Raw genomic sequence first — 22,841 nt, forward strand, 5'->3', positions numbered from 1 at the left:
TGCCGGGCATGACCAGCCAACAGACGGTTGCCCTGATCGGCTTGCTGTTCAGCCTCGTGAGCGTCGTGCTCTCGGGCTGGTTCTCTGTACGCACCGCCAAGATGGGCCACCGCCTGCGCATCGAGGCCGAGCGGCGCAAGGACGAGGAGACCGCGATCAAGGCGGCCGAGAAGGTCTATGAGCCGCTCGCCCAGGCTGCCGCGGAGCTCCAGTCGCGGATCTACAACATCGTCGAGACCGGCTGGGTCCCACTGGTGAAGCGCTACGAGAGCCACGGCGACTACGCCGTCACGAGCACGGCGTTCCTGTTCGCGCACTACTTCGGCTGGATCGAGGCGCGGCGCGAGGCGGTGCTGTCGTCGAGCGGCAAGGGCCGGCGCGACGAGTCCGTGCAGCAGCTGATCGACGGCGTGACCGCGACGTTGCGGCGTAGCGAGTCAGGCGACGGATTCCTGTTCTTCGCGGCGGAGCAACGGGCCATCGGCGAGCTCATGGTGTCGTGGGAGTTCATCCCCGACACGACGACCCGGCTGCCACACGTCGACGGCTATGCGGCGTTCGTCAAGCGCTATCGCAGCGACGAGGACTTCAGGGCTTGGTTCGCCCCGGTCGATGCCGGCATGAGCAAGGTCTCCGAGGGCGACAACCGCCGGCTCATCGAGATCCAGCGCGCGCTGGTCGACCTGATCCGCGAGCTCGACCCGACCAACCGCTACACGTTCGGCTACCAGCTCGAGGCGATCGACCTCAGCGAGATCGGGTCGGTCGCACCGGCCGAGAAGCAGCCGCGGTTCCCAGGGGTGAGCTCGACGACACCACGGTGACCAGCAGCCGCGTGCCGCCAGCGATCAAGGCCGCGGCGCCCACGAGGTGGATCGCCACCAGTGCGATCGGCAGGTCGGTGAGGTACTGCACGAACCCGATCGTGCCCTGCGCCAGCTCGACGAGCAGCAGGATGCCGGCGATGCGCGCAGCAGGCGTACGCCTGAGGATCACGCAGGCGGCAACAGTGAGGGCTACCAGCAGGTAGACGCTGGCGGCGTGCACGTGGCTCATGACGTGCGGGTCCAGCCCGTTGCGTGGCGCTTCGGCATCACCGGCGTGGGGTCCGGCGCCGGTGACCATCGTGCCGAGGTAGACGGCGGCCCACAGGACGACGTACGTGGCGAGGACGACCTGCTTGGCGTACGCCGGCCAGGCCAGGTGGTTGGTGCCCCGAACGCGTACGACGAGCAGCATCGACGCCGCCACGAGCAGCATCGACAGGATCATGTGCAGCGACACGACCCAGGGGTTGAGGTCGGTCAGCACCGTGATGCCGCCGATGACGCCCTGGAACGGCACACCGAGCGCGATGAGGGCGGCGAGACGACGCAGGTCGCGCGTCGTGCCGGCCCAGCGCCACACCGCCACGAACGTGGCGATGACGACCGCGATCAGCACGTACGTCAGCATGCGGTTGCCGAACTCGATGACACCGTGCACACCGAGCGCACGATGGGGCACGAACGAGCTGTCCGTACACCGCGGCCACGTGGGGCAGCCGAGGCCCGAGTCGGTCAGGCGTACGAGGCCGCCGGTGAGGACGATCACGATGTTGGCGACCACCGCCGCCCAGGCCCAGCGCTCGACGTCGGCGCGCTGAGGCGTACGAAGGCTCTGTGTCACTCCCACTTGAACGTCCTCGAGACTCCGAGGCCGCAGCACACGGCCCACACGATCAGCACCACGATGGAGAAGGCGCCGGGCCCGTTGCCGGCGAACGTGTCGCGCAAGCCCTGACCAAGAGCGCCTGACGGCAGCAGCTCGAGGACGTGGCGCGCCGCCTCGGGATAACGGCTCAATGGCACGAGGAGGCCGCCGCCGACGAGCAGCACGACGTACACCAGGTTGGCGACGGCGAGCGTGGCTTCAGCCCGCAGCGTGCCGGCGATCAGCAGGCCGAGCGACCCGAACGCCGCGGTGCCCAGCACGGCGAGCACGACCATCTGGGCGAACGCCGTCACGCCGCCGTGCGGTTGCCAACCGAGCAGCAGACCGACGACCGACAGCAGGGTCAGCTGGGCGATCTCGACCGCGGCGATCGCGCCGATCTTGCCGAGCATCAGGCCCCAACGCGGGAGCGGCGAGGCGCCGAGGCGCTTGATGACGCCGTAGCGGCGCTCGAAGCCCGTCGCGATCGCGAGGGACGTGAACGACGTCGACAGCACCGCGAGGGCGAGGATGCCCGGCGTGATGATGTCGATCGACCGGCCCTTGCCGAGGTCGACGACGTCGTTGGAATGCGTGCCGAGCACGAGCAGCATCAACGGGATGACGAGCGTGAGGAGCAGCTGCTCGCCGTTGCGCGACAGCAGCCGCAGCTCCATCGCGACCTGCGAGCGCAGCATCGCCGGGGTCGCCGCCGCGCCCGGGCTGGGGGAGAGGTCGAGGTTCGTCATCGCAACGCCTTGCCGGTGAGCTCGAGGAATCGGTCCTCGAGGGTCTGCCGCTCCACGAGCACGGACTCGGTCAGCACGCCCTCGCCGGCGCACCAGGCCGACAGGGTTGCCAGCAGCGCCGGGTCGACGTCGCCGGCGATGACGTAGGCGCCGGGGGCCACCTCGTCGACCTTGGTGTCGTGGGGGAGGGCGTGCATGAGGTTCTCGACGTCGAGGCCGGGGCGGGCGGTGAAACGTACGGTGTTCTTGGCCCCCGAGGAGGCGAGCGCCTGGGGTGTGCCGGAGGCGATGACCTGACCGGCGTCGACGATGTGCACGAGGTCGGAGAGCGTCTCGGCCTCGTCCATGAAGTGCGTCGTCAGGACAGTGGTCACCCCGCTGTCGCGCAGCTCGGCGACCAGGTCCCACGTGGCGCGGCGAGCCTGGGGATCGAGCCCTGCGGTCGGCTCGTCGAGGAAGAGCAGCTCCGGACGGCCGACGATCGCCATCGCCAGGCTGAGCCGCTGCTGCTGCCCACCGGACAGCCGGCGGAACGGCGTCGAGCCGTAGCCCTGCATGCCGAGCCGCTCGATCAGCGCGTCGACGTCCAGCGGGTTGGCGTGCAGCGACGCGATGTGTCGCAGCATCTCGTACGCCCGCGCGCCCGACCAGGCGCCGCCGGACTGGAGCATCACTCCCACGCGGGGCTTCAGCTTGCGGCCGTCGGCGACGGGGTCGAGGCCCAGCACGCGCACGGTGCCGCTCTGCGGGGTCCGGAAGCCCTCGCACGTCTCGATCGTCGTGGTCTTGCCCGCGCCGTTGGGTCCGAGGATCGCGGTCACGGTGCCCGGCTCGACGGTGAGGCTGAGCCCGTCCACTGCGGTCACCGAGCCGTATCGCATGACGAGATCGACGACCTCGACGGCGGGCTGATTCACCTGTTCAGTGTAGGTGTCGGCTGTCGGGCCCCAGCCTTAGGCTGTCGCTCATGGATCTCCCCGTCATGCCTCCGCTCCAACCCATGCTGGCCAAGTCGGTCAAGGGCGTTCCGGCTGCCGACTCGGTCGAGGGTGGCCTGTCCTACGAGCCCAAGTGGGACGGCTTCCGCTGCATCGTGTTCCGCGACGGCGACGAGGTCGAGCTGGCGAGTCGTTCCACCAAGCCCTTGACGCGCTACTTCCCCGACATCGTCGACGCGATCAAGGCCGAGACGCCTGATCGCTGCGTGCTCGACGGCGAGATCTTCATCGCGATCGACGGCCGGCTCGACTTCGATGCGCTGTCGCAGCGCATCCACCCCGCGGCCTCCCGCGTCGCGACGCTGGCCGAGCGCACCCCGGCGTCGTTCGTGGCGTTCGACCTGCTGGCGCTCGACGGTGAGTCCTTCCTCGCCGAGCCGTTCTCCGTACGCCGTGCCCGGCTCGAGCAGGCCCTGGCGTCGGCCGCCGACCCGATCCACGTCACCCGCACCACGACCGACGCGGCGGAGGCCGAGGAGTGGTTCGGCATCTTCGAGGGCGCCGGGCTCGACGGCGTCGTCGCCAAGGCGCTGGCCAAGCCTTACGCGCCCAACGGCCGCACGATGCTCAAGGTCAAGCACTCACGGACGGCCGACGTGGTCGTCGCGGGCTACCGGCTGCACAAGACGTCCACGCCCGATCGCCCGCTCCTGGGGTCGATGCTGCTCGGGCTCTACGCCGACGACGGACAGCTGCAGCACGTCGGTGTCGCCGCGTCGTTCACCGAAGCCCGCCGCGCCGAGCTGATCACCGAGCTCGAGCCGCTGATCGTCGACACGTCCGAGCACCCGTGGGGCAAGTGGCAGGACGCCGACGCCCAGGCCGGCTCACGGCTGCCCGGCGGTCAGAGCCGATGGACCGGCACCAAGGACCTGTCCTTCGTGACGCTCTCGCCGACCCGGGTCGCCGAGGTCGGCTACGAGCACATGGAGGGGGTCGGCGACGGGGCCCGCTTCCGTCACACGGCGCAGTTCAAGCGCTGGCGTCCCGATCGCGAGCCGGGCTCCTGCACGTACGAGCAGCTCGAAGAGGTCGCCAAGTACGACCTCAGCAAGATCCTGACCTGACCCAGTCCCCGAGATCTGGCCTCTTGTCCACCTGGCAGGGCCCGGCCGACGGGGATTCCGGGCCAGATCTCGGTGGGTCAGCCGCTGAGGCGGCGTAGTCGCTCGATCAGCTGTTCGTCGGGCACAGCGTTGGTGCTCTCGGTCAGCTCGTCCTTGAGCGCCTTGGGCAGCTCTCCGGAGGTCTTGACCTCGGTGTGCAGCCGCTCCATCGTCGCGTCGAGCTCGCCGGCGGTCTCGGCAGCTTCCTTGAGACCGTCGAGGAGTGACTGCGGAACGTCCTCGCGGTACTTGTAGTGGATCTTGTGCTCGAGGCTTGCCCAGAAGTCCATCGCGATCGTGCGCAGCTGCACCTCGACGAGCACCGGCACCTCGCCGTCGCTCAGGAAGACCGGCACCTCCACGAGGGCGTGCAGGCTGCGATAGCCGTTGGGCTTCGGCGTCTTGATGTAGTCGCGCACCTCGACGACGCTGACGTCCGACTGGCCCGTGAGCAGGTCGAAGATCGTGTAGACGTCGGACACGAAGCTGCAGGTCACACGTACGCCGGCGATGTCCGTGATGCGCTCGGCGATCGACTCGAATGTCGGCTCGCACTGCTTGCGGCCCATCTTCTCGACGATCGACTCAGGGTTCTTGAGCCGCGACGAGACGTGCTCGATGGGATTGGTGTCGTGCAGGTGGGCGAACTCGTCGCGGAGGATCGACAGCTTGGTGACGATCTCCTCCATGCCGAACTTGTAGCGCATCATGAAGCGGGTGAAGTCCTGGCGGAGCTGCTGCGCATCCTGGGAGGCGAAGTCGCCGTCGGCCCTGTCGATGAGTCGCCCCAGGTCCATCCGGGCAGGCGTCGGGTCCACCAGCCCACTGTAGGCAGATGACGCCGAAAGCGCCCGCCTCGGCCTCGAGTCGCCCGGCGACGCGAGTCGTCGTACGGTCTGGGGATGCGAACCACCGTGAGGATCGAGAGCGAGGCGCTGCGGGCGGCGTCGGCTGAGCTCGACCGCAAGCTCCAGGCGGCTGACGAGTCCCTCCGCAAGAGCTTCGCCGGTCTGCCGCTCGAGGAGATCGTCCCGGAGGTCGAGCGCTCCCTCGACGAGATCGGCGTGGAGATTCCGCCCGCCGAGGTCCGTGCCTGGGCGCAGCACATCTCGGACCGCACGGACCACGAGCTCGTCCTGCGATGAATCCCGTCGGCTACTTCGGTGGGCGGTTCCGGGTGTCCTTGCTGGGCTGCACCCGCTTGGGCTCGCCCGGCATCTTCGGGTACTCCGGCGGGTACGGCATCTCGACGGGGTTCGCGTCCCACAGGTCGAGCAACGGCTGCAAGGAGTGGTGGACGTCGTCGATCTCCGCCCACGCGTCGCCGTCGGACGCCAGGCGCGCCGGAACCGTGTGCAGCGTGAAGACACGGGGATCGTCGAGCGTTGCGAGCTCGTCCCAGGTCACCGGCGTCGACACGGTCGCTCCGGGAGCCGGCCTCAGGCTGTAAGCCGACGCGATCGTGCGGTCGCGGCAGTTCTGGTTGAAGTCGACGAACACGTTGTCCTCGCGCTCCTCCTTCCACCACGCGGTCGTGACGCCGTGCGTACGCTTCTCGAGCTCGCGGGCGAAGGCGATCGCGCCATGGCGTACGTCGGTGAAGGTCCACCTCGGCTCGATGCGTACGTACACGTGGATGCCGCGCTTGCCGCTGGTCTTGGGGAACGCGCGGATGCCGAGCTCCTCGAACAGCTCACGCGCGACACCGGCGATGCGTACGGCATCCCCGAACGACGCCGAGCCGAACGGGTCGAGGTCGATCCGCAGCTCATCGGGTCGGTCGTTGTCGTCGCGCCTGGTCGGCCAGGGGTGGAACGTGATGGCGCCCATGTGGGCCGCCCATGCCGCGGTCGCGATCTCGGTCATGCAGATCTCGTCGGCGACGCGGCCCGACGGGAACAGGATGCGGGTGCTCTCGACGTACGGAGGAGCGCCGCGCATCATGCGCTTCTGGTAGAACGCGTCGCCGTGGCTGTCGGCGCGCGTGGACATGACCATGCCCTCGCGGACGCCCTTGGGCCAGCGCTCGAGCGCGACGGGCCGGTTGCGGAGCGCCCGCATGAGCCCGTCCTCCACCGCGACGTAGTACTCCGCGACCATCACCTTGGTGACCTCGGGGGAGAAGTCGGTCGCCTCGTAGATCACCCTGGTCGGACTCGAGACGCGGACCGCACGCCCGCCGGCCTCGATCTCGACCGCATCGCTCGCCATGGAGCCACTCTATGGGCGCAGCGAGTCGGCCGGCGCCCGTCCACACCGCGCGTCGGGACGGTTCGATCTCCACCGCAGGGTCCACGGATTTTCGTATGGCCGCGGACCCGGCAAGGATGGAGGCATGGGGAAGAACAGTCGCCAGCGTCGTGACGCCCGTCGGCGAGCTCACGGAACCGCGCCGCGTCCCTCGGCCGGTGCGCCCGACGCCGGCACGGTCACCGAGGCCGATCTGGTCGAGCTGATCTCGAGGGCCGCCCGCTACGCCTCAGCGGCGCCGAGGGCCGCGGGACCCCGCATCCGGCACCTCAACGACCTGGCGGCCACCGCCGAGAGCGTCCAGCTCAATCCGGCCAGCCTGGTCGTCGGCGAGGTGCTGTCCCGCATCAGCCGGGCGTGGGAGCACGGCTGGCAGCCTCAGGAGCTCGTCCACGCGGTACGCCGGCACACGTCCGCGTCCGTGGCGGGATGGGCGGCTCGAGCCGTCCTCGTCGATGCCAGGAGGTCCGACGCGATGCAGCAGGCTCCGGGCGTCTGGCGTGCCCAGCTCAGCCTCCTCGCCGACCGTCATGACGGCTCGACCACCTTGCTCAGCCCTGACGGTGACGCGTCGGAGGCGCAGTGGGTGGTCGCCCTGGTCGGGCTCGACTTCCTCCGAGGACTTCCGCGTTCCCAGATGCTCGTCCCGCCGCCCTCGCAGTGGGGACGAGCTCGACGGCCGGCCTCGATGCGTACGAGCGAGGAGCACGCCAAGACGATCGTCCGGGTGCGCGCGCTGCTGGCCAAGGCCGAGTCGACCGAGTTCGCGCCCGAGGCCGAGGCGCTGACCGCAAAGGCGCAGGACATCATGACCCGGCACGCGATCGACGAGGCCCTGCTGGCCGACGACGCGGGCGATCCCGTCGACGTGCAGGGCATCAGGGTGCTGATCGATCACCCGTACGCGCTGGAGAAGGCCCGGCTGCTCGACGTCGTCTCTCGCGCCAACAGGACCCGAGCGGTGTGGAACGACTTCGCCTCGTCCATGACGCTCCTGGGAGTTCCCACCGACCTCGAACAGGTCGAGATGCTGTTCACCTCGGCGCTGGTGCAGGCCACGCGGGCGATGACCCAGGCCGGCCAGGAGGCCAGGCCGAGCGCCGGTGAGCGATCGTCGTCGTTCCGCAAGGCCTTCCTCAGCGCCTATGCGACGCGCATCGGGGAGCGGCTCACCGAGTCGTCCGCCGAGGCCGCCACCGCCTACGGCAGCGACCTCGTGCCCGTGTTCCAGCGGCAGGCCGAGGCGATCGACGAGGAGTTCGAGCGCCTGTTCCCCCACGTCACGAGCGGCTCCCGGCGTGCGACGTTCGATGCCCGTGGGTGGGACGCGGGCATGCGAGCCGCTGATGCCGCGGTGCTCCCCGCGGGATCCATCGAGGGTTGACTCGCTAGGAGACGGGGACCCGTTCGAGCCTCGGCGCTCCGGCGAGAGGCATCAGGCCGGCGAGCAGCAGTCCGGCCGCCAGGGGGAGCAGGTCGAGGTTCGCTCCGACCGCGGCGAAGCCGGCGACAACGGCCATCGGAGACCACGCAGGCAACCGATGAGGTTCGTGGATCGCCACGTCGATCATCAGCCCGACCAGTCCGAGGAGGAGCAGCAAGGGACCGGCGTCGTGCAAGGGACCGGGCAGCGGCAGGAACCCGTCGGCGCCCGGGAACAGGTCGCCCAGCGCCACGCGTACGAACGCCGCCGCGCCGACGAGGCCCAGGACGGTCATCGTCGTGGTGGCCGATGCGCGGCGGACCGATGGCTCGCGAACCGCGCGCCGGAGGCCGACGATGACGGCGGCGAAGCAGAGGAGGGCGGCGAGCATGAACGTGTGCCCGACGTTCCAGGCCACGCCCGGGCCGTGCTCGCCGTCGCGCCCGTCGACGTACCGGAAGATGCCGTAGGTCAGGAGGAAGAGCGGCGCGGCGAGGGCAGCGAACCGGCTGGGGGAGCTCATACGTCCAGCGTGCTGCGGGCAGCTCCAGCGGACCATCGGGATTCGCCCGGGATCGTCCCTCATCGCACCCTGAGCGTCAGTTGACCGCGATCTCCTGCGCGCCGGTCATCCGGAGCAGTTCGTCGTACGTCGTCGAGAACACCGCAGTGGGATGCCCGGCCGCAGCCCAGATCTCCTCGTACGCCCGCAACGCCGGGTCGAGGAACGTCCGGATCGGCGCCGGGTGCGCGATGGGGGACACGCCTCCGATGACCTGCCCCGTGTGCTCGCGCACGAACTCCGGCTTCGCGCGCTTCAGCGCCAGCACCCCGATGGCGCCGGCCACCTTCTCGGTGTCGACGCGATGCGCACCCGACGTGAGCACCAGCACCGGCTCGCTCTCGCCGGCAGGCGTCGTGGCGGCGAACAACAGGCTGTTGGCGATCGCTCCGACCTCGCACCCGAGGGCCTCTGCCGCCAGCGCGGCGGTGTGCACCGAGTCAGGCAGGACGACGACCCGCCCGGTGCCGCCGCGCTGGTCGAGCTCAGCCCGGAAGCGGGCGATGGAGGGATGTTCGGTCACGATGCGAAACGTATCCTGACCCCGCTCGCGGGCGCGACGCCCCGAACGATAGTTTTTGCGACATGTTCTCAGCTCTTGGTCGTTTCGTGACCCGCAACGCATGGTGGGTCGTCCTCGGATGGATCGTGTTCGCCGTTGTCGTGGCCGTCTTCTCACCGAAGCTGACCTCGACCACGGACAACTCCGAGTTCCTCCCCGGTCACTACGAGTCGATCAAGGCGCTCAACCTGCAGGACAAGGCGTTCCCGTCGCAGACATCGACCGGTGCGATCCTGGTCTTCGAGCGTGAGGACGGCGGCAAGCTCACCGCCGCCGACAGCGCCGACGTCGAGTCGGTGTCGAAGGCGTTGGACGGCAAGCTCGACAAGGCGTTCACCGGCGTTGCCGTGCAGCCGCCGTCGGACAACAAGCTCGTCCAGATCGCGGCCGTCGGGCTCGACAAGTCGGCCAGTGGGTTCGACTCGCAGTCGATGGACGCGGTCAAGGACCTCCGGTCCGACGTGAAGACGCTGCTCAAGGACACCGACCTGCGTGCCGGTGTGACCGGCAACGCCGCGCAGAGCCTCGACTCGCAGGACGCGTCGGAGAAGACCCTCAGCCTGGTGCTGATCGCCACGATCCTGCTCATCGTGATCTTCCTGGCGCTGGTGTTCCGGAGCGTCATCATCTGCCTGCTCCCGATCGTCACCGTTGCCGTCGTGTCGACCGTCGCGACCGGCCTGATCGGCACCGCGAACAAGATCTTCGACCTCAAGGCCGACAACTCGATCCAGGCGATCCTGGTGGTCGTGCTGTTCGGCATCGGTACGGACTACATCCTGTTCCTGCTGTTCCGCTACCGCGAACGACTCCGCTCCGGCGAGGAGCCCAAGGTCGCGATGGTCAACGCGATGGAACGTGCCGGTGAGGCGATCGCCTCCGCCGGCGGTGCCGTCATCGTGTCGTTCATGGCGCTCGTGCTGTCCAGCCTGAGCATCTTCCGGTCGATCGGTCCGGCCCTGGCGATCGCCGTCGCGGTCACGCTCGTCGCCGCCCTGACACTGGTACCGGCGGTGGTGTCGCTCCTCGGCCGTGCCCTGTTCTGGCCGTCCAAGTCGTGGAAGACCGAGCGCGAGGGTGCCCGCTTCACTGCGGTGGGCAAGGCCCTCGGCGCGCACCCGTTGCGCTTCGCGCTGGTGTCGGGCGCTGTCCTGGCCGCTCTCGCGGTGTTCTCCCTCGGCTTCAAGCCCTCCTTCGACTTCTCGTCGAGCCTGCCGACCGACGCCGAGTCCACAGTCGCGCTCAAGACGCTGCAGAAGAGCCTGCCCGCGGGCTCGACCGATCCGATCCAGGTGCTCGTCCACTCCAAGGACGGCTCCACGATCGACACGAGCGACATCACCGCGTTCGGCTCGGAGCTCGCCAAGGCCAAGGGCGTCGCCGTCGTCTCGGAACCACAGATCTCCTCTGACGGCACGGCAGCGATGTTCAACGCCGTCCTCAAGGACGATCCCGGCTCCGACAAGGCCATCTCGAACGTACGTGGCCCGATCCGCGACCTCGTGCACACGTCCGCCCCGTCCGGCACGGAAGCACTCGTCGGCGGCAGCACGTCGGTGACCGTTGACATGGACAACGCGATGGCGCGGGACTACTCGATCGTCTTCCCCGTCGCCGCACTCGTGATTCTGTTGATCCTCGCGTTGCTGCTGCGCAGCCTGGTGGCACCGCTCTACCTGATGGCATCCGTCGGTCTCGGCTTCGGCGCGACGCTCGGTGCCGCGGTGATCCTGTTCCAGCACATCCAGAACGAGAACGGGCTGATCTTCCTGCTCCCGATCTACATCTACCTGTTCGTCGTGGCTCTGGGCACGGACTACAACATCTTGATGATCGCCCGCCTGCGCGAGGAGGCGCGCGAGGGTCGGAGTCCGCGCGACGCGGCGGCTGAGGCCGTACGCCATGCCGGGCCGACCATCGCCGCAGCCGGCGTGATCCTCGCCGGCTCGTTCGCGACGTTCATGCTGGGAGGCAACGCGCTCATCACGTCGATGGGATTCGCGCTGTCGTTCGGCATCTTCGTCGCCGCATTCGTCATGGCGATGTTCTTCACGCCCGCGCTCACGGCCCTTATCGGCCACGCGGCGTGGTGGCCCGGTCACGGTGACGAGACGGCGGAGGAGAAGGCGGTTCGCGTCGACGTACGGGGTTAGGTTCACCTTCGTTGATTACGCTTGGTGAATAAAGGCACACTTGTCTTGTGAAATACACCGGTTCGGATGACGCGTCGGTGGTAGACGACGCTCCGACCCGCGAGCGAGTCGCCACCACGATCCTCCAGAACGGCCCGTCGACAGCAGCAGACCTCGCGGTCCAGCTGCACCTGACGCCGGCCGCGGTGCGCCGTCACCTCGACCAGCTCCTGGCCGACGGCGTCCTCGAGGCGCGCGACCAGCGTGTCACCGGGCAGCGCGGCCGCGGCCGTCCCGCCAAGGTCTTCGTCATCACCGACGCGGGCCGTGACCACTTCGGTCATGCGTACGACGTGCTCGCCGCGGGGGCGCTCCGCTACCTCGCCGAGACCGGGGGAGACGACGCCGTCATGGAGTTCGCCCGGCACCGGCTCACCGACATCGAGGCGCGCTACCGCCCGCTGCTCGCCATGGCCGACCCCGACCAGCGCCCCCAGGTGCTCGCCGAGGCCTTGAGCGCCGACGGCTACGCCGCGTCGGTCGGCTCCACCCCTGCCGGCACCCAGATGTGCCAGCACCACTGCCCGGTCGCCCACGTGGCCGAGGAGTTCCCCCAGATGTGCGAGGCCGAGACCGAGATGTTCGCGCGTCTCCTCGGCACCCACGTGCAGCGGCTCGCCACGATCGCCCACGGCGACGGTGTCTGCACGACCCACCTGCCCAAGAACAACCCAGCAGAGAGGTTGCCCTCATGACGACCACGTCAGAGACCAACGCACCCAATGCCATCGAGGAGGCCAACCCGGGCCTCAAGGATGTCGGCCGCTACGAGTTCGGATGGTCCGACAAGACCGACGCCGGCGCCACGGTCCAGCGCGGCCTGAGCGAGGACGTCGTGCGCAACATCTCTGCGCTCAAGTCCGAGCCGCAGTGGATGCTCGACCTGCGCCTCAAGGGCCTCAAGCTGTTCGGTCGCAAGCCCATGCCGACCTGGGGCGCCGACCTCGGCGGCATCGACTTCGACAACATCAAGTACTTCGTGCGGTCCACCGAGAAGCAGGCCGCCACGTGGGACGACCTGCCCGAGGACATCAAGAACACCTACGACCGCCTGGGCATCCCCGAGGCCGAGAAGCAGCGCCTCGTGTCCGGCGTCGCCGCCCAGTACGAGTCCGAGGTCGTCTACCACTCGATCCGTGAGGATCTCGAGGCCCAGGGCGTCCTGTTCCTCGACACCGACACGGCGCTCAAGGAGCACCCGGAGATCTTCCAGGAGTACTTCGCCACCGTCATCCCGGTCGGCGACAACAAGTTCTCCGCGCTCAACTCCGCGGTGTGGTCCGGCGGCTCGTTCATCTACGTGCCCAAGGGCGTCCACGTCGACATCCCGCTGCAGGCCTACTTCCGCATCAACACCGAGAACATGGGCCAGTTCGAGCGCACGCTGATCATCGCCGACGAGGACTCGTACGTGCACTACGTCGAGGGCTGCACGGCGCCGATCTACTCCAGCGACTCGCTGCACTCCGCGGTCGTCGAGATCATCGTCAAGAAGGGCGCCCGCGTCCGCTACACGACGATCCAGAACTGGTCCAACAATGTCTACAACCTCGTGACCAAGCGCGCTGTCTGCGAAGAGGGCGCCACGATGGAGTGGGTCGACGGCAACATCGGCTCCAAGGTCACGATGAAGTACCCGGCCGTCTACCTCATGGGTGAGCACGCGCGCGGCGAGACGCTGTCGATCGCGTTCGCCGGCGAGGGCCAGCACCAGGACGCCGGCGCCAAGATGGTCCACGCCGCGCCCAACACGTCGAGCTCGATCCTGAGCAAGTCGGTCGCCCGTGGCGGCGGACGTACGTCCTACCGTGGCCTGCTCCAGGTGCTCGAGGGCGCCGAGGGCTCGGCCAGCACGGTCAAGTGCGACGCGCTGCTGGTCGACCAGATCAGCCGCTCGGACACCTACCCGTACGTCGACGTGCGCGAGGACGACGTGACCCTCGGCCACGAGGCGACCGTCTCCAAGCTCAGCGACGACCAGCTCTTCTACTTCATGTCCCGCGGCATGGAGGAGGACGAGGCCATGGCGATGATCGTCCGCGGCTTCGTCGAGCCCATCGCGCGTGAGCTGCCGATGGAGTACGCGCTCGAGCTCAACCGCCTGATCGAACTCCAGATGGAGGGTGCTGTCGGATGACGACCTCACTCGAATCTGCTACCGGAGAGGCAATCCAAGACTTGTCCACCAGTCTCGAATTGAGTCCGGTCGAATCGCACTTGCACCCCGAGGGGTCCTTCGACGTCGCCGACCACCCGGTCCCGACCGGCATGGAGGAGATCTGGCGATTCACCCCGCTCAAGCGCCTCCGTGGCCTGCACCAGGACACCCCGCTCGACGGCTCCGCCTTCAAGGTCGAGGTCGACGCCGCTGAAGGCGTCACCGCGGTCTCCGTGCCCGTCGGCGACTCCGCCCGTGGCGCATCGGGCTACGTGCCCGTCGACCGCGTGTCGGCCCGCGCCTGGGAGGCCGCGCAGTCGGTCTTCGAGGTGACGATCCCCGCCAACACGGTCGTCGAGGAACCCACCACGATCCGCCTGCACGGCGAGAGCCTCGACAAGGCCGCGGCCGGGCACCTGCTCGTACGCGCCGGCCAGTTCTCCAAGGCCGTCGTCGTCGTCGACTACGACGGCTCGGCGACGTGGGCCGAGAACATCGAGGTCGTGCTCGAGGACGGTGCCCAGCTGACGTTCGTCACGATCCAGGACTGGAACGACGACAGCGTCCACGTGGTCACCCAGCACGCCCGGGTCGGACGCGACGCCGAGCTCCGCCACATCGCGGTCTCGCTCGGCGGCGACGTCGTACGCGCCAGCACCTCGGCCGACTACCTCGGCACCGGCGGCAGCGTCGAGATGCTCGGCGTCTACTTCGCCGACGCCGGCCAGCACATCGAGCACCGCCTGTTCGTCGACCACACGGCGCCGCGCACCAAGAGCAACGTCGAGTACAAGGGCGCGCTCCAGGGCAAGGACGCCCACACGGTCTGGATCGGCAACGTCCTGATCCGCAAGGAGGCCCAGGGCATCCTGACGTACGAGAGCAACGACAACCTCGTGCTGACCGACGGTGCGACCGCCGACTCCGTGCCCAACCTCGAGATCGAGACCGGCGACATCGAGGGTGCGGGTCACGCGTCCACGACCGGCCGCTTCGACGACGAGCACCTGTTCTACCTGCAGAGCCGCGGCATCGCCGAGGAAGAGGCCCGCCGACTCGTCGTGCACGGCTTCTTCAACGACATCATCCGCCGCATCGGCGTGCCGTCCCTGCAGGAGCGCCTGGTCGCCTCCATCGAGGAGGAGCTGGCCGAGCACGTAGGACGCATCTCATGACCTTCGTGGCCGCCGCCGCACTGGCGGACGTACCCCAGGGGGGAGTGCTCGCCGTCGAGGTCGACGGCGAGGAGATTGCGCTGCTGCGTGACGGCGACGACGTCTACGCGCTGCGCGACGAGTGCTCGCACGCGTCGATCCCGCTGTCGGAGGGTGAGGTCGAGGGCTGCGAGATCGAGTGCTGGCTGCACGGCTCGCGCTTCGACGCCCGCACCGGCAAGCCGGTCAACCTCCCCGCCACCGAACCCGTACCCACCTACCCCACCCAGATCGAGGGCGACACCGTCATGGTCGACCTCTCACCCAGGAGCTGAAGCACATGTCCACCCTTGAGATCAAGGACCTCCACGTCTCGGTCAAGACCGAGGAAGGCGACAAGGAGATCCTCAAAGGCGTCGACCTCACGGTCAACTCCGGCGAGGTCCACGCCATCATGGGCCCCAACGGCTCCGGCAAGTCGACGCTGGCCTACTCGATCGCCGGCCACCCGAAGTACGACGTCACGAGCGGCTCGGTGACGCTTGACGGCGTCGACATCCTCTCGATGACCGTCGACCAGCGCGCCCGCGCCGGCCTGTTCCTTGCGATGCAGTACCCCGTCGAGGTACCCGGCGTCTCGGTCGCCAACTTCCTCCGCACCGCCAAGACCGCGATCGACGGCGAGGCGCCCAAGCTCCGCACGTGGGTCAAGGACGTCAACGAGGCGCTCGAGCGGGTCACGCTCGACAAGGAGTTCGCCCAGCGCAGCGTCAACGAGGGCTTCTCCGGTGGCGAGAAGAAGCGCCACGAGATCGCGCAGCTCGAGCTGCTCAACCCCAAGTTCGCGGTGCTCGACGAGACCGACTCGGGCCTCGACATCGACGCACTGCGGGTCGTCTCCGACGGCGTCAACCGCTACAGCACCCAGGGTGACCGTGGCGTCCTGCTGATCACGCACTACACGCGCATCCTGCAGTACATCAAGCCCGACTATGTCCACGTGTTCGTCGCGGGACGTCTCGCCGAGAGCGGCGGCCGTGAGCTCGCCGACCAGCTCGAGGCCGAGGGCTACGACAAGTACGTGAAGGCTGCGGCGCAGGCATGACCGTCGTCGAGGGAACCCAGACGTACGACGTCGCCAGGATCAGGGAGGACTTCCCGATCCTGGGTCGTCGCCTGGCCGGCGACTTCCCGCTGGTCTACCTCGACAGCGCCAACACCTCGCAGAAACCGGTCCAGGTCATCGACGCGATCGACGACCACTACCGGCAGCACAACGCCAACGTCGCCCGGGCGATGCACCAGCTGGGTGCGGAGGCCAGTGCCGCGTTCGAGCTCGGCCGCGACAAGGTCGCCGCGTTCATCGGCGCTCCGAGCCGCGACGAGGTGGTGTTCGCCAAGAACGCCTCTGAGGCGCTCAACCTGGTGGCTCGCGTGCTCGGCGACTCCGGCCGCATCGGCCAGGACCACGAGATCGTGATCACCGAGATGGAGCACCACTCCAACATCGTGCCGTGGCAGCAGCTGTCGCAGCGCACGGGCGCGAGCCTGCGGTGGTTCGGGGTGACCGACGAAGGCCGGCTCGACCTCGACGGCATCGACGAGCTCATCACTGAGCAGACCGCTGTCGTCTCCGTCGCCTGGGTGTCCAACATGCTCGGCACGATCAACCCGCTCGAGACGATCATCGCCAAGGCGCACTCGGTCGGCGCCCTGGTCGTCGTGGACGCCTCGCAGGCGGTCCCGCAGCTGCCCGTCGACGTCGCCGCCCTCGGTGCCGATTTCGTCGCGTTCACGGGTCACAAGATGGTCGGCCCGACCGGCATCGGCGTGCTCTGGGGCCGCTACGACCTGCTCGCGGAGCTGCCGCCGTTCCTCGGCGGCGGCGAGATGATCGAGACCGTCACGATGGCGCAGTCGACGTACGCTCCGCCGCCGGCGCGCTTCGAGGCCGGGACGCCGCCGATCGCGCAGTCGGTCGGGCTCGGCGCAGCGGTCGACTACCTCTCGGCGATCGGCATGGACAACATCGCCGCGCACGAGCAGGCCATCACGGCGTACGCACTGGGTGCCCTGCAGGAGATCGACGGCCTGCGGATCGTCGGTCCCAAGGAAGCCGTCGACCGCGGAGGAGCGATCAGCTTCACGCTCGGCGACATCCACCCGCACGACGTGTCGCAGCTGCTCGACTCGCGCGGCATCGCCGTACGCGCCGGACACCACTGCGCCAAGCCGGCCCACCAGCGCTTCGGTGTGCAGTCGACGACGCGTGCGTCGTTCTACCTCTACACGACCACCGCGGAAATTGATCTGCTGGTCGAGGCGTTGCACTACACGAAGAAGTACTTCGGAGGCTGAGCCATGACTGACGCGATGAATGTGGATTCGCTCTACCAGGAGATCATCCTGGACCACTACAAGCGACCCCACGGCGCAGGACTGCGCGAGCCCTTCGAGGCCGAGGTCCACCACGTCAACCCGACCTGCGGCGACGAGATCACGCTGCGGGTCCACCTCGACGGCAACACCGTCTCCGACATCTCGTACGCCGCTCAGGGCTGCTCGATCAGCCAGGCGTCCACGTCGGTGCTCAACGACCTGATCGTCGGCAAGAACGTCGAGGAGGGCATGGCGATCCTCGACGAGTTCAACACCCTCATGCACGGCAAGGGCAAGATCGAGCCCGACGAGGACGTCCTCGAGGACGGCATCGCGTTCGCCGGCGTCGCCCAGTTCCCCGGCCGCATCAAGTGCGCGCTGCTGGGCTGGATGGCCTGGAAGGACGCCGTCTCGCAGGCGCTCGTCACCACATCGTCAACCACGGGAGACCCCACATGACCACCGATCACAGCGATCTGCCCGAGGTCGAGCTGGCCCCGCAGGGCGGCACGACCAAGGAAGACGTCCTCGAGGCCATGAAGGACGTGGTCGACCCTGAGCTCGGCATCAACGTCGTCGACCTCGGCCTCGTCTACGGTGCCGACGTCGACGAGCACAGCAACACCGTGCTGTCCATGACGCTGACCTCGGCGGCCTGCCCGCTGACCGACGTCATCGAGGACCAGACGCGCGCTGCCCTGGACGGCATCGTCAACGACTTCCGGATCGAGTGGGTCTGGATGCCGCCGTGGGGCCCCGACAAGATCACCGACGACGGCCGCGAGATGCTGCGGGCCCTCGGCTTCAACATCGGCTGAACCCGAGCGGCCTCTGCTGAGGCGCCACGCGCTCTCGGGCAGAGAATCCTCAATTCCAGTCACCTTGACGCAGTCCGTGTGGAAAGGTGCAACGCACATTGGTGCGACGCGGACGGGGATGACGACGGTGCTGTTGATCTGGGGATTCAAGGTTCTCTACAAGTCACTTTCGAGCGGGGTCTTCTACTGCCCACACGACGGGGGCGATCGTGAGTACACGCTCAAGCAGGGCCGCAAGTGGTTCACGTTCTTCTTCATCCCTCTGATTCCCCTCAAGGTCCTGGGGGAGTTCGTCGAGTGCAACACGTGCAAGAGCGGCTATGACCCCAAAGTCCTGTCGCAACCGACCGCTGCCGGGATGGCCGACAAGCTGGCCAACGCTGTGCGCGCCGCTGCGGTCGCGATCATCAACGCAGACGGCCAGGTCAGCGAGCAGGAGAAGAACGTGGCTCTGGAGATCATGGCGAAGTACTCCGACACGCCATACGCAGCGCAGCACCTGGACGCCGACCTGCAGCAGCTGACAGCTGCCGATCTCGACGGCGCGCTGGCCGATGTGGCTGACATGCTGAGCGAGCAGGGCAAGGAGAGTCTCCTCGATGCCTGCGTCGCGATCGCGGCAGCCGATGGTGCGATCAACGACGGCGAGCTGGCGCTCATCGAGCGGGCCGGGCGTGGTCTCGGCATGACTCCCGCCCACCTTCGAGGCACGATCGACCAGGCACGGGAGACGTACTCGGCGTGATGCCGGAGGCACCCCCTCGGTCGCCGTCGAGAACGACGGCGTGCGTGGCGTCCGGTTGTGCCATGTGACTGGTCACACCATGCTGAGCGACTCGGCAGGCCGGCGAGCCCCGTAGACTGGATGGGTGACCTTTCATCAGCGGGAATGAGTGCGGCGCACTGACGCCGCCCTTTCGCACACCCTGATCTGAAAGTCATCCCATGCTCACCGTCTCCAATGTGGAGCTGCGCTTCGGCGCGCGCGTCCTGATGTCCGACGTCTCCTTCCGCGTCGACAAGGGCGACAAGATCGGCCTCGTCGGCCGCAACGGCGCCGGCAAGACCACCCTGACCCGCATGCTGTCGGGTGACGGCCAGCCCGCCGAGGGATCCATCACGTCGACCGGCAAGATCGGCTACCTCCCGCAGGACCCCAAGTCCGGTGACCTGGCGACCACCGCGCGCGACCGCATCCTCGGTGCGCGCGGACTCGACGAGGCCCTGACGGCGATGCGCAAGGCCGAGATCGACATGGGCTCGCCCGACCCGGCGACCGCCGAGAAGGCGATGAAGGCCTACACGCGTGCCGACACGGTGTTCGGCGCCGGCGGCGGATATGCCGCTGAGTCCGAGGCTGCGACGATCGCGCACGCCCTGGGGTTGCCCGACCGGGTGCTCGAGCAGCCGTTGTCGACGCTGTCCGGTGGTCAGCGCCGCCGCATCGAGCTCGCCCGCATCCTGTTCTCCGACGCCGAGACGTTGCTGCTCGACGAGCCGACCAACCACCTCGACGCCGACTCCGTCGTGTGGCTGCGCGGGTTCCTCAAGAACTTCAGCGGCGGACTCGTGATCATCAGCCACGACGTCGAGCTGATCGAGGAGACCGTCAACAAGGTCCTCTACCTCGACGCCAACCGCGCGACGATCGACATCTACAACATGGGCTGGAAGTCGTACGTCAAGCAGCGCGAGGCCGACGAGCACCGTCGCAAGCGCGAGCGCGCGATCGCGGTCAAGAAGGCCGACCAGCTGACGAGCCAGGCCAACAAGTTCCGCGCCAAGGCCTCCAAGGCCGCGACGGCGCAGCAGATGCTGCGCCGCGCCGAGCAGCTCGTCGCCGGGCTCGAGGGCGAGCGGGTGCAGGACAAGGTCGCGAACATCAAGTTCCCCAAGCCCGCACCGTGCGGCAAGACGCCGTTGATGGCCGAGGGGCTGTCCAAGTCGTACGGCTCCCTGGAGATCTTCACCGACGTCGACCTGGCGATCGACAAGGGCAGCCGCGTCGTCGTGCTGGGCCTCAACGGCGCCGGCAAGACCACGCTGCTTCGCATGCTGGCCGGCACCCTGACCCCCGACACCGGTGAGATCATCCCGGGGCACGGGCTCAAGATCGGCTACTTCGCCCAGGAGCACGAGACGCTCGACACCTCGCGGACGGTGCTGGAGAACATGCAGGCGCAGGCGCCGCAGCTGACGGACACCGAGGCGCGCAGCGTGCTCGGCTCGTTCCTGTTCAGCGGCGACGACACCTCCAAGCCCGCCGGCGTGCTGTCAGGCGGCGAGAAGACGCGTCTGGCGCTCGCGAGCCTCATCGTCTCCAGTGCCAACGTGCTGCTGCTCGACGAGCCGACCAACAACCTCGACCCGGCGTCGCGCGAAGAGGTCCTGCGGGCCATTCGCACGTACGAGGGCGCCATCGTGCTCGTCTCGCACGACGAGGGTGCCGTGCTGGCCCTCGAGCCCGACCGCGTCCTCCTGCTGCCTGACGGCGACGAGGACCACTGGTCCGAGGACTACGCCGACCTCGTCACCTTGGCCTAGGCACGCCCGAGGCAGGATGGACGCATGACCGCGTCCGTCCCCACGATCGTCGCCTCCAGCATCGGTTTCCGTACGCGCGAGCCCGGCGGTCCCTGGGACTGGGACATCGACCCGATCCACCGGTACGCCGCGCAGCTCGCGAACGCCGGGTCGGCGCCGAAGCTCTGCTTCCTCAACACCGCCTTCGGTGACCGCGCTGAGGGCATCGCGGCGATCCATGGCGCGTTCGGGCCCACCGAGTTCCGGGTCAGCCACCTGGCGCTGTTCCCCATGCCCAACATCGCCGACATCCGCGCCCACCTGTTGGCCCAGGACGTCATCTGGGTGATGGGCGGCAGCGTCGTGAACCTGCTGGCCGTCTGGCGCGCCCACGGGCTCGACGAGATCCTGCACGAGGCGTGGCAGGCAGGGGTCGTCCTCGGTGGCGTCTCAGCCGGCTCGATCTGCTGGCACGCGGGAGGTACGACCGACAGCTTCGGGCAGAGCCTTCAGGCCGTCACGAACGGTCTGGGCTGGCTTCCGTACAGCAACGGCGTGCATCACGACAGCGAAGCGCAGCGTCGTCCTCTGTTCCGCTCGCTGATCGGCGACGGCATCCTGCCGCAGGGATTCGCCACTGATGATGGGGCCGCCCTGATCTACCACGGCACCGAGCTGGCCGAGGCGGTCGCGACGCGCCCGGACGCAGGCGCGTACGAAGTCAGGCAGTCGGCCCTCGGGCTCGCCACTGAGCATCCGTTGGAGGTTCGGCTCCTCGGGTGATGGGGGCGGGATCACTCCGGGCGCGGTCAGGAGGCAGGGCCGCGGCGGAAGAGCTGCAGCGATCCCAACGGGACGAACCCGGCGGACAGGAGGGCGCGCAGACTTGCGGCGTTGCCCGGTGCGGCGGCCGCACACACGAGCTCTCCCTCCGGGACGAGCTTGAGCCCGTCGTGGACCAGCGCCGCGCCCGCGCCGCCGCGGTCCTCAGGATCGAGCTCGAAGCTGATCTCCGGCAGCCCCGCCACACCGCGGGCCAGCACGACGACAGTCGACTGGTCCGGGTCCTCGAAGCCGAAGACTCGCACGTCATCACGGTTGGTGGCTGCGAAGTGCACGCGGGAATGTGTTGCGAGGTCTGGCCGCGGCACGAGTCGTGAGCTCGCGGTCTCCGCTCCGAGTCCGCGGCCGACCAGCAGCGCGTCCAGGCTGTCGATCCACCCGCGCGGACCGGCCAGCTCGGTGATCAGGCGCGGGTCGTGTGCTCCACCGAATCCGTCCGCGCCAAGACCAGCCAACGACTCGTCGGTCGTCGCCGCATCGACCGCGAAGACGGCGTGCCCGGTGAAGGCGACGACTGCCTCGACGCCCTGCTTCCACGGCTCAACGCGGTGCCAGCCGCCATCGACAGGGGGAAATCGACCGTTGGCGGCGTCATGGATCACGTCGGCCAGCGGGTGTTTCATCGGGGCGGACTGCTGTCGGCGAATCCGTCGATCCGGGTCGGGTTGCGGCGCTCCTTGGCCTCCGACCTCGCAAACCAGAAGTAGCCGACGACGGCCAGCAGGGCGAAGAACCACCACTGCAGCGCGTAGAAGAAGTGCGGGCCCTGGCCCCGCTCCGGCTCGGGCTCGGCAGCGAGCTTCTTGGCCGCCGGAGGGTCCTCCGACCGCAGGTTGAGATAGCCGCCGAGGAGCTTGTAGGGCACCGACTTCGCGAAGCCGACGCTCGAGATCGCCCTGATCTGCCCGTCGACCGGGCGTATCGCGTCGCTGCCGGCACCGTTGTCGGGACGCAGCCAGCCCGTGATGGTCACCTCGCCGGACGGGGGAGCCGGGACGACGGGACGAGCGACGGTGTTCTCCGACTCCTGCCAGCCTCGGTCGACCAGGATCGCCTCGCCTGATGACAGCACGAACGGCGTGACGACGTCGACGCCGGGCGCACCGTCGCGCGTCGAGAACTTGACCGTCACCTGGTGCTCGACGTCGTACGTCCCCGTGGCCCGGACACGGGTGAACTCGGTCTGGTCGTCGACCTCGTCGCCGGGCTCGAGCACCTGCGTCAGGTCGACCGGATCGGCCTTGAGGTGGGACGTGATGATCTTGTTCTGGTCGAGCCGGTGCTCGAGCCGGTGGATCTGCCAGAACCCCAGGCGGGTGCAGACGGCGGCGAGCACGATGACGAAGACCGCGAATCCGATCCACCGCACGCTCAGCAGGAAGCGGTACACATGTCGACGGTAGTTGTGCGGGCCAACGTCTCGTCCCTCGGG

Annotated in this window: 25 protein-coding genes; 16 read left to right on the forward strand and 9 right to left on the reverse strand. The window is 68.4% G+C overall.

The genetic code is table 11. The features are described 5' to 3' along the window. The first annotated feature begins 8 nt into the window (after positions 1 to 8). Positions 9 to 824: a hypothetical protein gene (locus ASE12_RS01960; RefSeq protein ID WP_157412781.1), complete on the forward strand. Its 816-nt coding sequence runs from the start codon at positions 9 to 11 to the stop codon at positions 822 to 824. Here the strand turns inward: ASE12_RS01960 and ASE12_RS01965 are convergent. From ASE12_RS01965 to ASE12_RS01975, 3 genes are read right to left on the reverse strand one after another with little or no spacing between them, the layout of a single operon-like run. Beyond that, positions 748 to 1,674, reverse strand: coding sequence for a heme A synthase (locus ASE12_RS01965; protein ID WP_056396250.1), 927 nt, complete (start codon positions 1,672 to 1,674; stop codon positions 748 to 750). The two genes, ASE12_RS01960 and ASE12_RS01965, sit on opposite strands and share 77 nt — an antisense overlap. Beyond that, positions 1,665 to 2,441 carry an ABC transporter permease gene (locus ASE12_RS01970; RefSeq protein WP_056396251.1) on the reverse strand — a complete coding sequence of 259 codons (777 nt, stop codon included), beginning with the start codon at positions 2,439 to 2,441 and terminating at the stop codon, positions 1,665 to 1,667. Before ASE12_RS01970 ends, ASE12_RS01965 begins: the two co-directional genes overlap by 10 nt. Further along, entirely contained in the window at positions 2,438 to 3,358 is a 921-nt protein-coding gene (locus ASE12_RS01975) for an ABC transporter ATP-binding protein (RefSeq protein WP_235508817.1), read from the reverse strand. The genes ASE12_RS01970 and ASE12_RS01975 overlap by 4 nt, the downstream gene beginning before the upstream one ends. Positions 3,359 to 3,408: 50 nt before the next feature. Between ASE12_RS01975 and ASE12_RS01980 the strand changes: the two genes are divergently transcribed. Continuing rightward, positions 3,409 to 4,506: an ATP-dependent DNA ligase gene (locus tag ASE12_RS01980; protein ID WP_056396255.1), complete on the forward strand. Its 1,098-nt coding sequence runs from the start codon at positions 3,409 to 3,411 to the stop codon at positions 4,504 to 4,506. Positions 4,507 to 4,583: 77 nt separating this feature from the next. Here ASE12_RS01980 and ASE12_RS01985 read toward each other — a convergent pair whose 3' ends face one another. Beyond that, positions 4,584 to 5,363 (reverse strand): GTP pyrophosphokinase family protein, encoded by a 780-nt coding sequence (locus tag ASE12_RS01985; RefSeq protein WP_235508818.1) that lies wholly within the window; start codon positions 5,361 to 5,363, stop codon positions 4,584 to 4,586. A gap of 84 nt (positions 5,364 to 5,447) precedes the next feature. Here ASE12_RS01985 and ASE12_RS01990 point away from each other — a divergent pair, with 84 nt between their 5' ends. After that, complete coding sequence (locus tag ASE12_RS01990; RefSeq protein WP_056396261.1) at positions 5,448 to 5,690, forward strand: hypothetical protein; 243 nt, start codon at positions 5,448 to 5,450, stop codon at positions 5,688 to 5,690. 10 nt (positions 5,691 to 5,700) lie between these two features. Here the strand turns inward: ASE12_RS01990 and ASE12_RS01995 are convergent, their stop codons facing one another. Next, positions 5,701 to 6,756: a DNA polymerase domain-containing protein gene (locus ASE12_RS01995; protein WP_056396264.1), complete on the reverse strand. Its 1,056-nt coding sequence runs from the start codon at positions 6,754 to 6,756 to the stop codon at positions 5,701 to 5,703. Between the two features lie 124 nt (positions 6,757 to 6,880). Between ASE12_RS01995 and ASE12_RS02000 the strand changes: the two genes are divergently transcribed. Next, complete coding sequence (locus ASE12_RS02000) at positions 6,881 to 8,179, forward strand: DUF2786 domain-containing protein (RefSeq protein WP_056396267.1); 1,299 nt, start codon at positions 6,881 to 6,883, stop codon at positions 8,177 to 8,179. Between the two features lie 4 nt (positions 8,180 to 8,183). On the opposite strand, the gene ASE12_RS02005 is transcribed toward ASE12_RS02000, so the two are convergent. Continuing rightward, on the reverse strand, positions 8,184 to 8,741 hold the full coding sequence (locus tag ASE12_RS02005; protein ID WP_200954947.1) for a hypothetical protein: 558 nt from the start codon (positions 8,739 to 8,741) through the stop codon (positions 8,184 to 8,186). 76 nt (positions 8,742 to 8,817) lie between these two features. Then, on the reverse strand, positions 8,818 to 9,303 hold the full coding sequence (locus tag ASE12_RS02010; RefSeq protein WP_056396271.1) for a YbaK/EbsC family protein: 486 nt from the start codon (positions 9,301 to 9,303) through the stop codon (positions 8,818 to 8,820). Between the two features lie 86 nt (positions 9,304 to 9,389). Between ASE12_RS02010 and ASE12_RS02015 the strand changes: the two genes are divergently transcribed. From ASE12_RS02015 to ASE12_RS02070, 12 genes are all read left to right on the forward strand, one after another. Next, the gene (locus tag ASE12_RS02015; protein WP_235508819.1) at positions 9,390 to 11,495 is read left to right on the forward strand and encodes an MMPL family transporter; all 2,106 of its coding nucleotides are present in this window, start codon (positions 9,390 to 9,392) and stop codon (positions 11,493 to 11,495) included. A gap of 77 nt (positions 11,496 to 11,572) precedes the next feature. Then, the gene (locus tag ASE12_RS02020; RefSeq protein ID WP_235508820.1) at positions 11,573 to 12,229 is read left to right on the forward strand and encodes a metalloregulator ArsR/SmtB family transcription factor; all 657 of its coding nucleotides are present in this window, start codon (positions 11,573 to 11,575) and stop codon (positions 12,227 to 12,229) included. Continuing rightward, a complete protein-coding gene (sufB, locus tag ASE12_RS02025; protein WP_056396281.1) occupies positions 12,226 to 13,671 on the forward strand; it encodes a Fe-S cluster assembly protein SufB in 1,446 nt (481 codons plus the stop codon). The genes ASE12_RS02020 and sufB overlap by 4 nt, the downstream gene beginning before the upstream one ends. Positions 13,672 to 13,751: 80 nt before the next feature. Then, the gene (gene sufD / locus ASE12_RS02030) at positions 13,752 to 14,867 is read left to right on the forward strand and encodes a Fe-S cluster assembly protein SufD (RefSeq protein WP_235508821.1); all 1,116 of its coding nucleotides are present in this window, start codon (positions 13,752 to 13,754) and stop codon (positions 14,865 to 14,867) included. Continuing rightward, positions 14,864 to 15,181 (forward strand): non-heme iron oxygenase ferredoxin subunit, encoded by a 318-nt coding sequence (locus ASE12_RS02035; protein WP_056396291.1) that lies wholly within the window; start codon positions 14,864 to 14,866, stop codon positions 15,179 to 15,181. The genes sufD and ASE12_RS02035 overlap by 4 nt, the downstream gene beginning before the upstream one ends. Positions 15,182 to 15,186: 5 nt before the next feature. Further along, positions 15,187 to 15,951: a Fe-S cluster assembly ATPase SufC gene (gene sufC / locus ASE12_RS02040; RefSeq protein ID WP_056396293.1), complete on the forward strand. Its 765-nt coding sequence runs from the start codon at positions 15,187 to 15,189 to the stop codon at positions 15,949 to 15,951. Then, a complete protein-coding gene (locus tag ASE12_RS02045; protein ID WP_056396297.1) occupies positions 15,948 to 17,204 on the forward strand; it encodes a cysteine desulfurase in 1,257 nt (418 codons plus the stop codon). The genes sufC and ASE12_RS02045 overlap by 4 nt, the downstream gene beginning before the upstream one ends. A gap of 15 nt (positions 17,205 to 17,219) precedes the next feature. Further along, on the forward strand, positions 17,220 to 17,684 hold the full coding sequence (gene sufU, locus ASE12_RS02050; protein ID WP_056396300.1) for a Fe-S cluster assembly sulfur transfer protein SufU: 465 nt from the start codon (positions 17,220 to 17,222) through the stop codon (positions 17,682 to 17,684). Then, the gene (locus tag ASE12_RS02055; protein WP_056213664.1) at positions 17,681 to 18,043 is read left to right on the forward strand and encodes a metal-sulfur cluster assembly factor; all 363 of its coding nucleotides are present in this window, start codon (positions 17,681 to 17,683) and stop codon (positions 18,041 to 18,043) included. Before sufU ends, ASE12_RS02055 begins: the two co-directional genes overlap by 4 nt. A 118-nt stretch (positions 18,044 to 18,161) precedes the next feature. Further along, positions 18,162 to 18,788, forward strand: a complete 627-nt coding sequence (locus ASE12_RS02060; RefSeq protein ID WP_056396303.1) for a TerB family tellurite resistance protein — start codon at positions 18,162 to 18,164, stop codon at positions 18,786 to 18,788. Positions 18,789 to 18,988: 200 nt separating this feature from the next. Further along, entirely contained in the window at positions 18,989 to 20,587 is a 1,599-nt protein-coding gene (locus ASE12_RS02065; RefSeq protein ID WP_056213666.1) for an ABC-F family ATP-binding cassette domain-containing protein, read from the forward strand. 24 nt (positions 20,588 to 20,611) lie between these two features. Beyond that, positions 20,612 to 21,349 carry a peptidase E gene (locus ASE12_RS02070; protein WP_056396306.1) on the forward strand — a complete coding sequence of 246 codons (738 nt, stop codon included), beginning with the start codon at positions 20,612 to 20,614 and terminating at the stop codon, positions 21,347 to 21,349. 26 nt (positions 21,350 to 21,375) lie between these two features. Here ASE12_RS02070 and ASE12_RS02075 read toward each other — a convergent pair whose 3' ends face one another. Continuing rightward, positions 21,376 to 22,032 (reverse strand): hypothetical protein, encoded by a 657-nt coding sequence (locus tag ASE12_RS02075; RefSeq protein ID WP_056396309.1) that lies wholly within the window; start codon positions 22,030 to 22,032, stop codon positions 21,376 to 21,378. After that, complete coding sequence (locus tag ASE12_RS02080; RefSeq protein WP_056396313.1) at positions 22,029 to 22,799, reverse strand: SURF1 family protein; 771 nt, start codon at positions 22,797 to 22,799, stop codon at positions 22,029 to 22,031. The genes ASE12_RS02075 and ASE12_RS02080 overlap by 4 nt, the downstream gene beginning before the upstream one ends. Positions 22,800 to 22,841 lie beyond the last annotated feature (42 nt).

It is taken from the genome of Aeromicrobium sp. Root236, assembly GCF_001428805.1.
In the GTDB taxonomy this organism is placed as follows: Bacteria; Actinomycetota; Actinomycetes; order Propionibacteriales; family Nocardioidaceae; genus Aeromicrobium.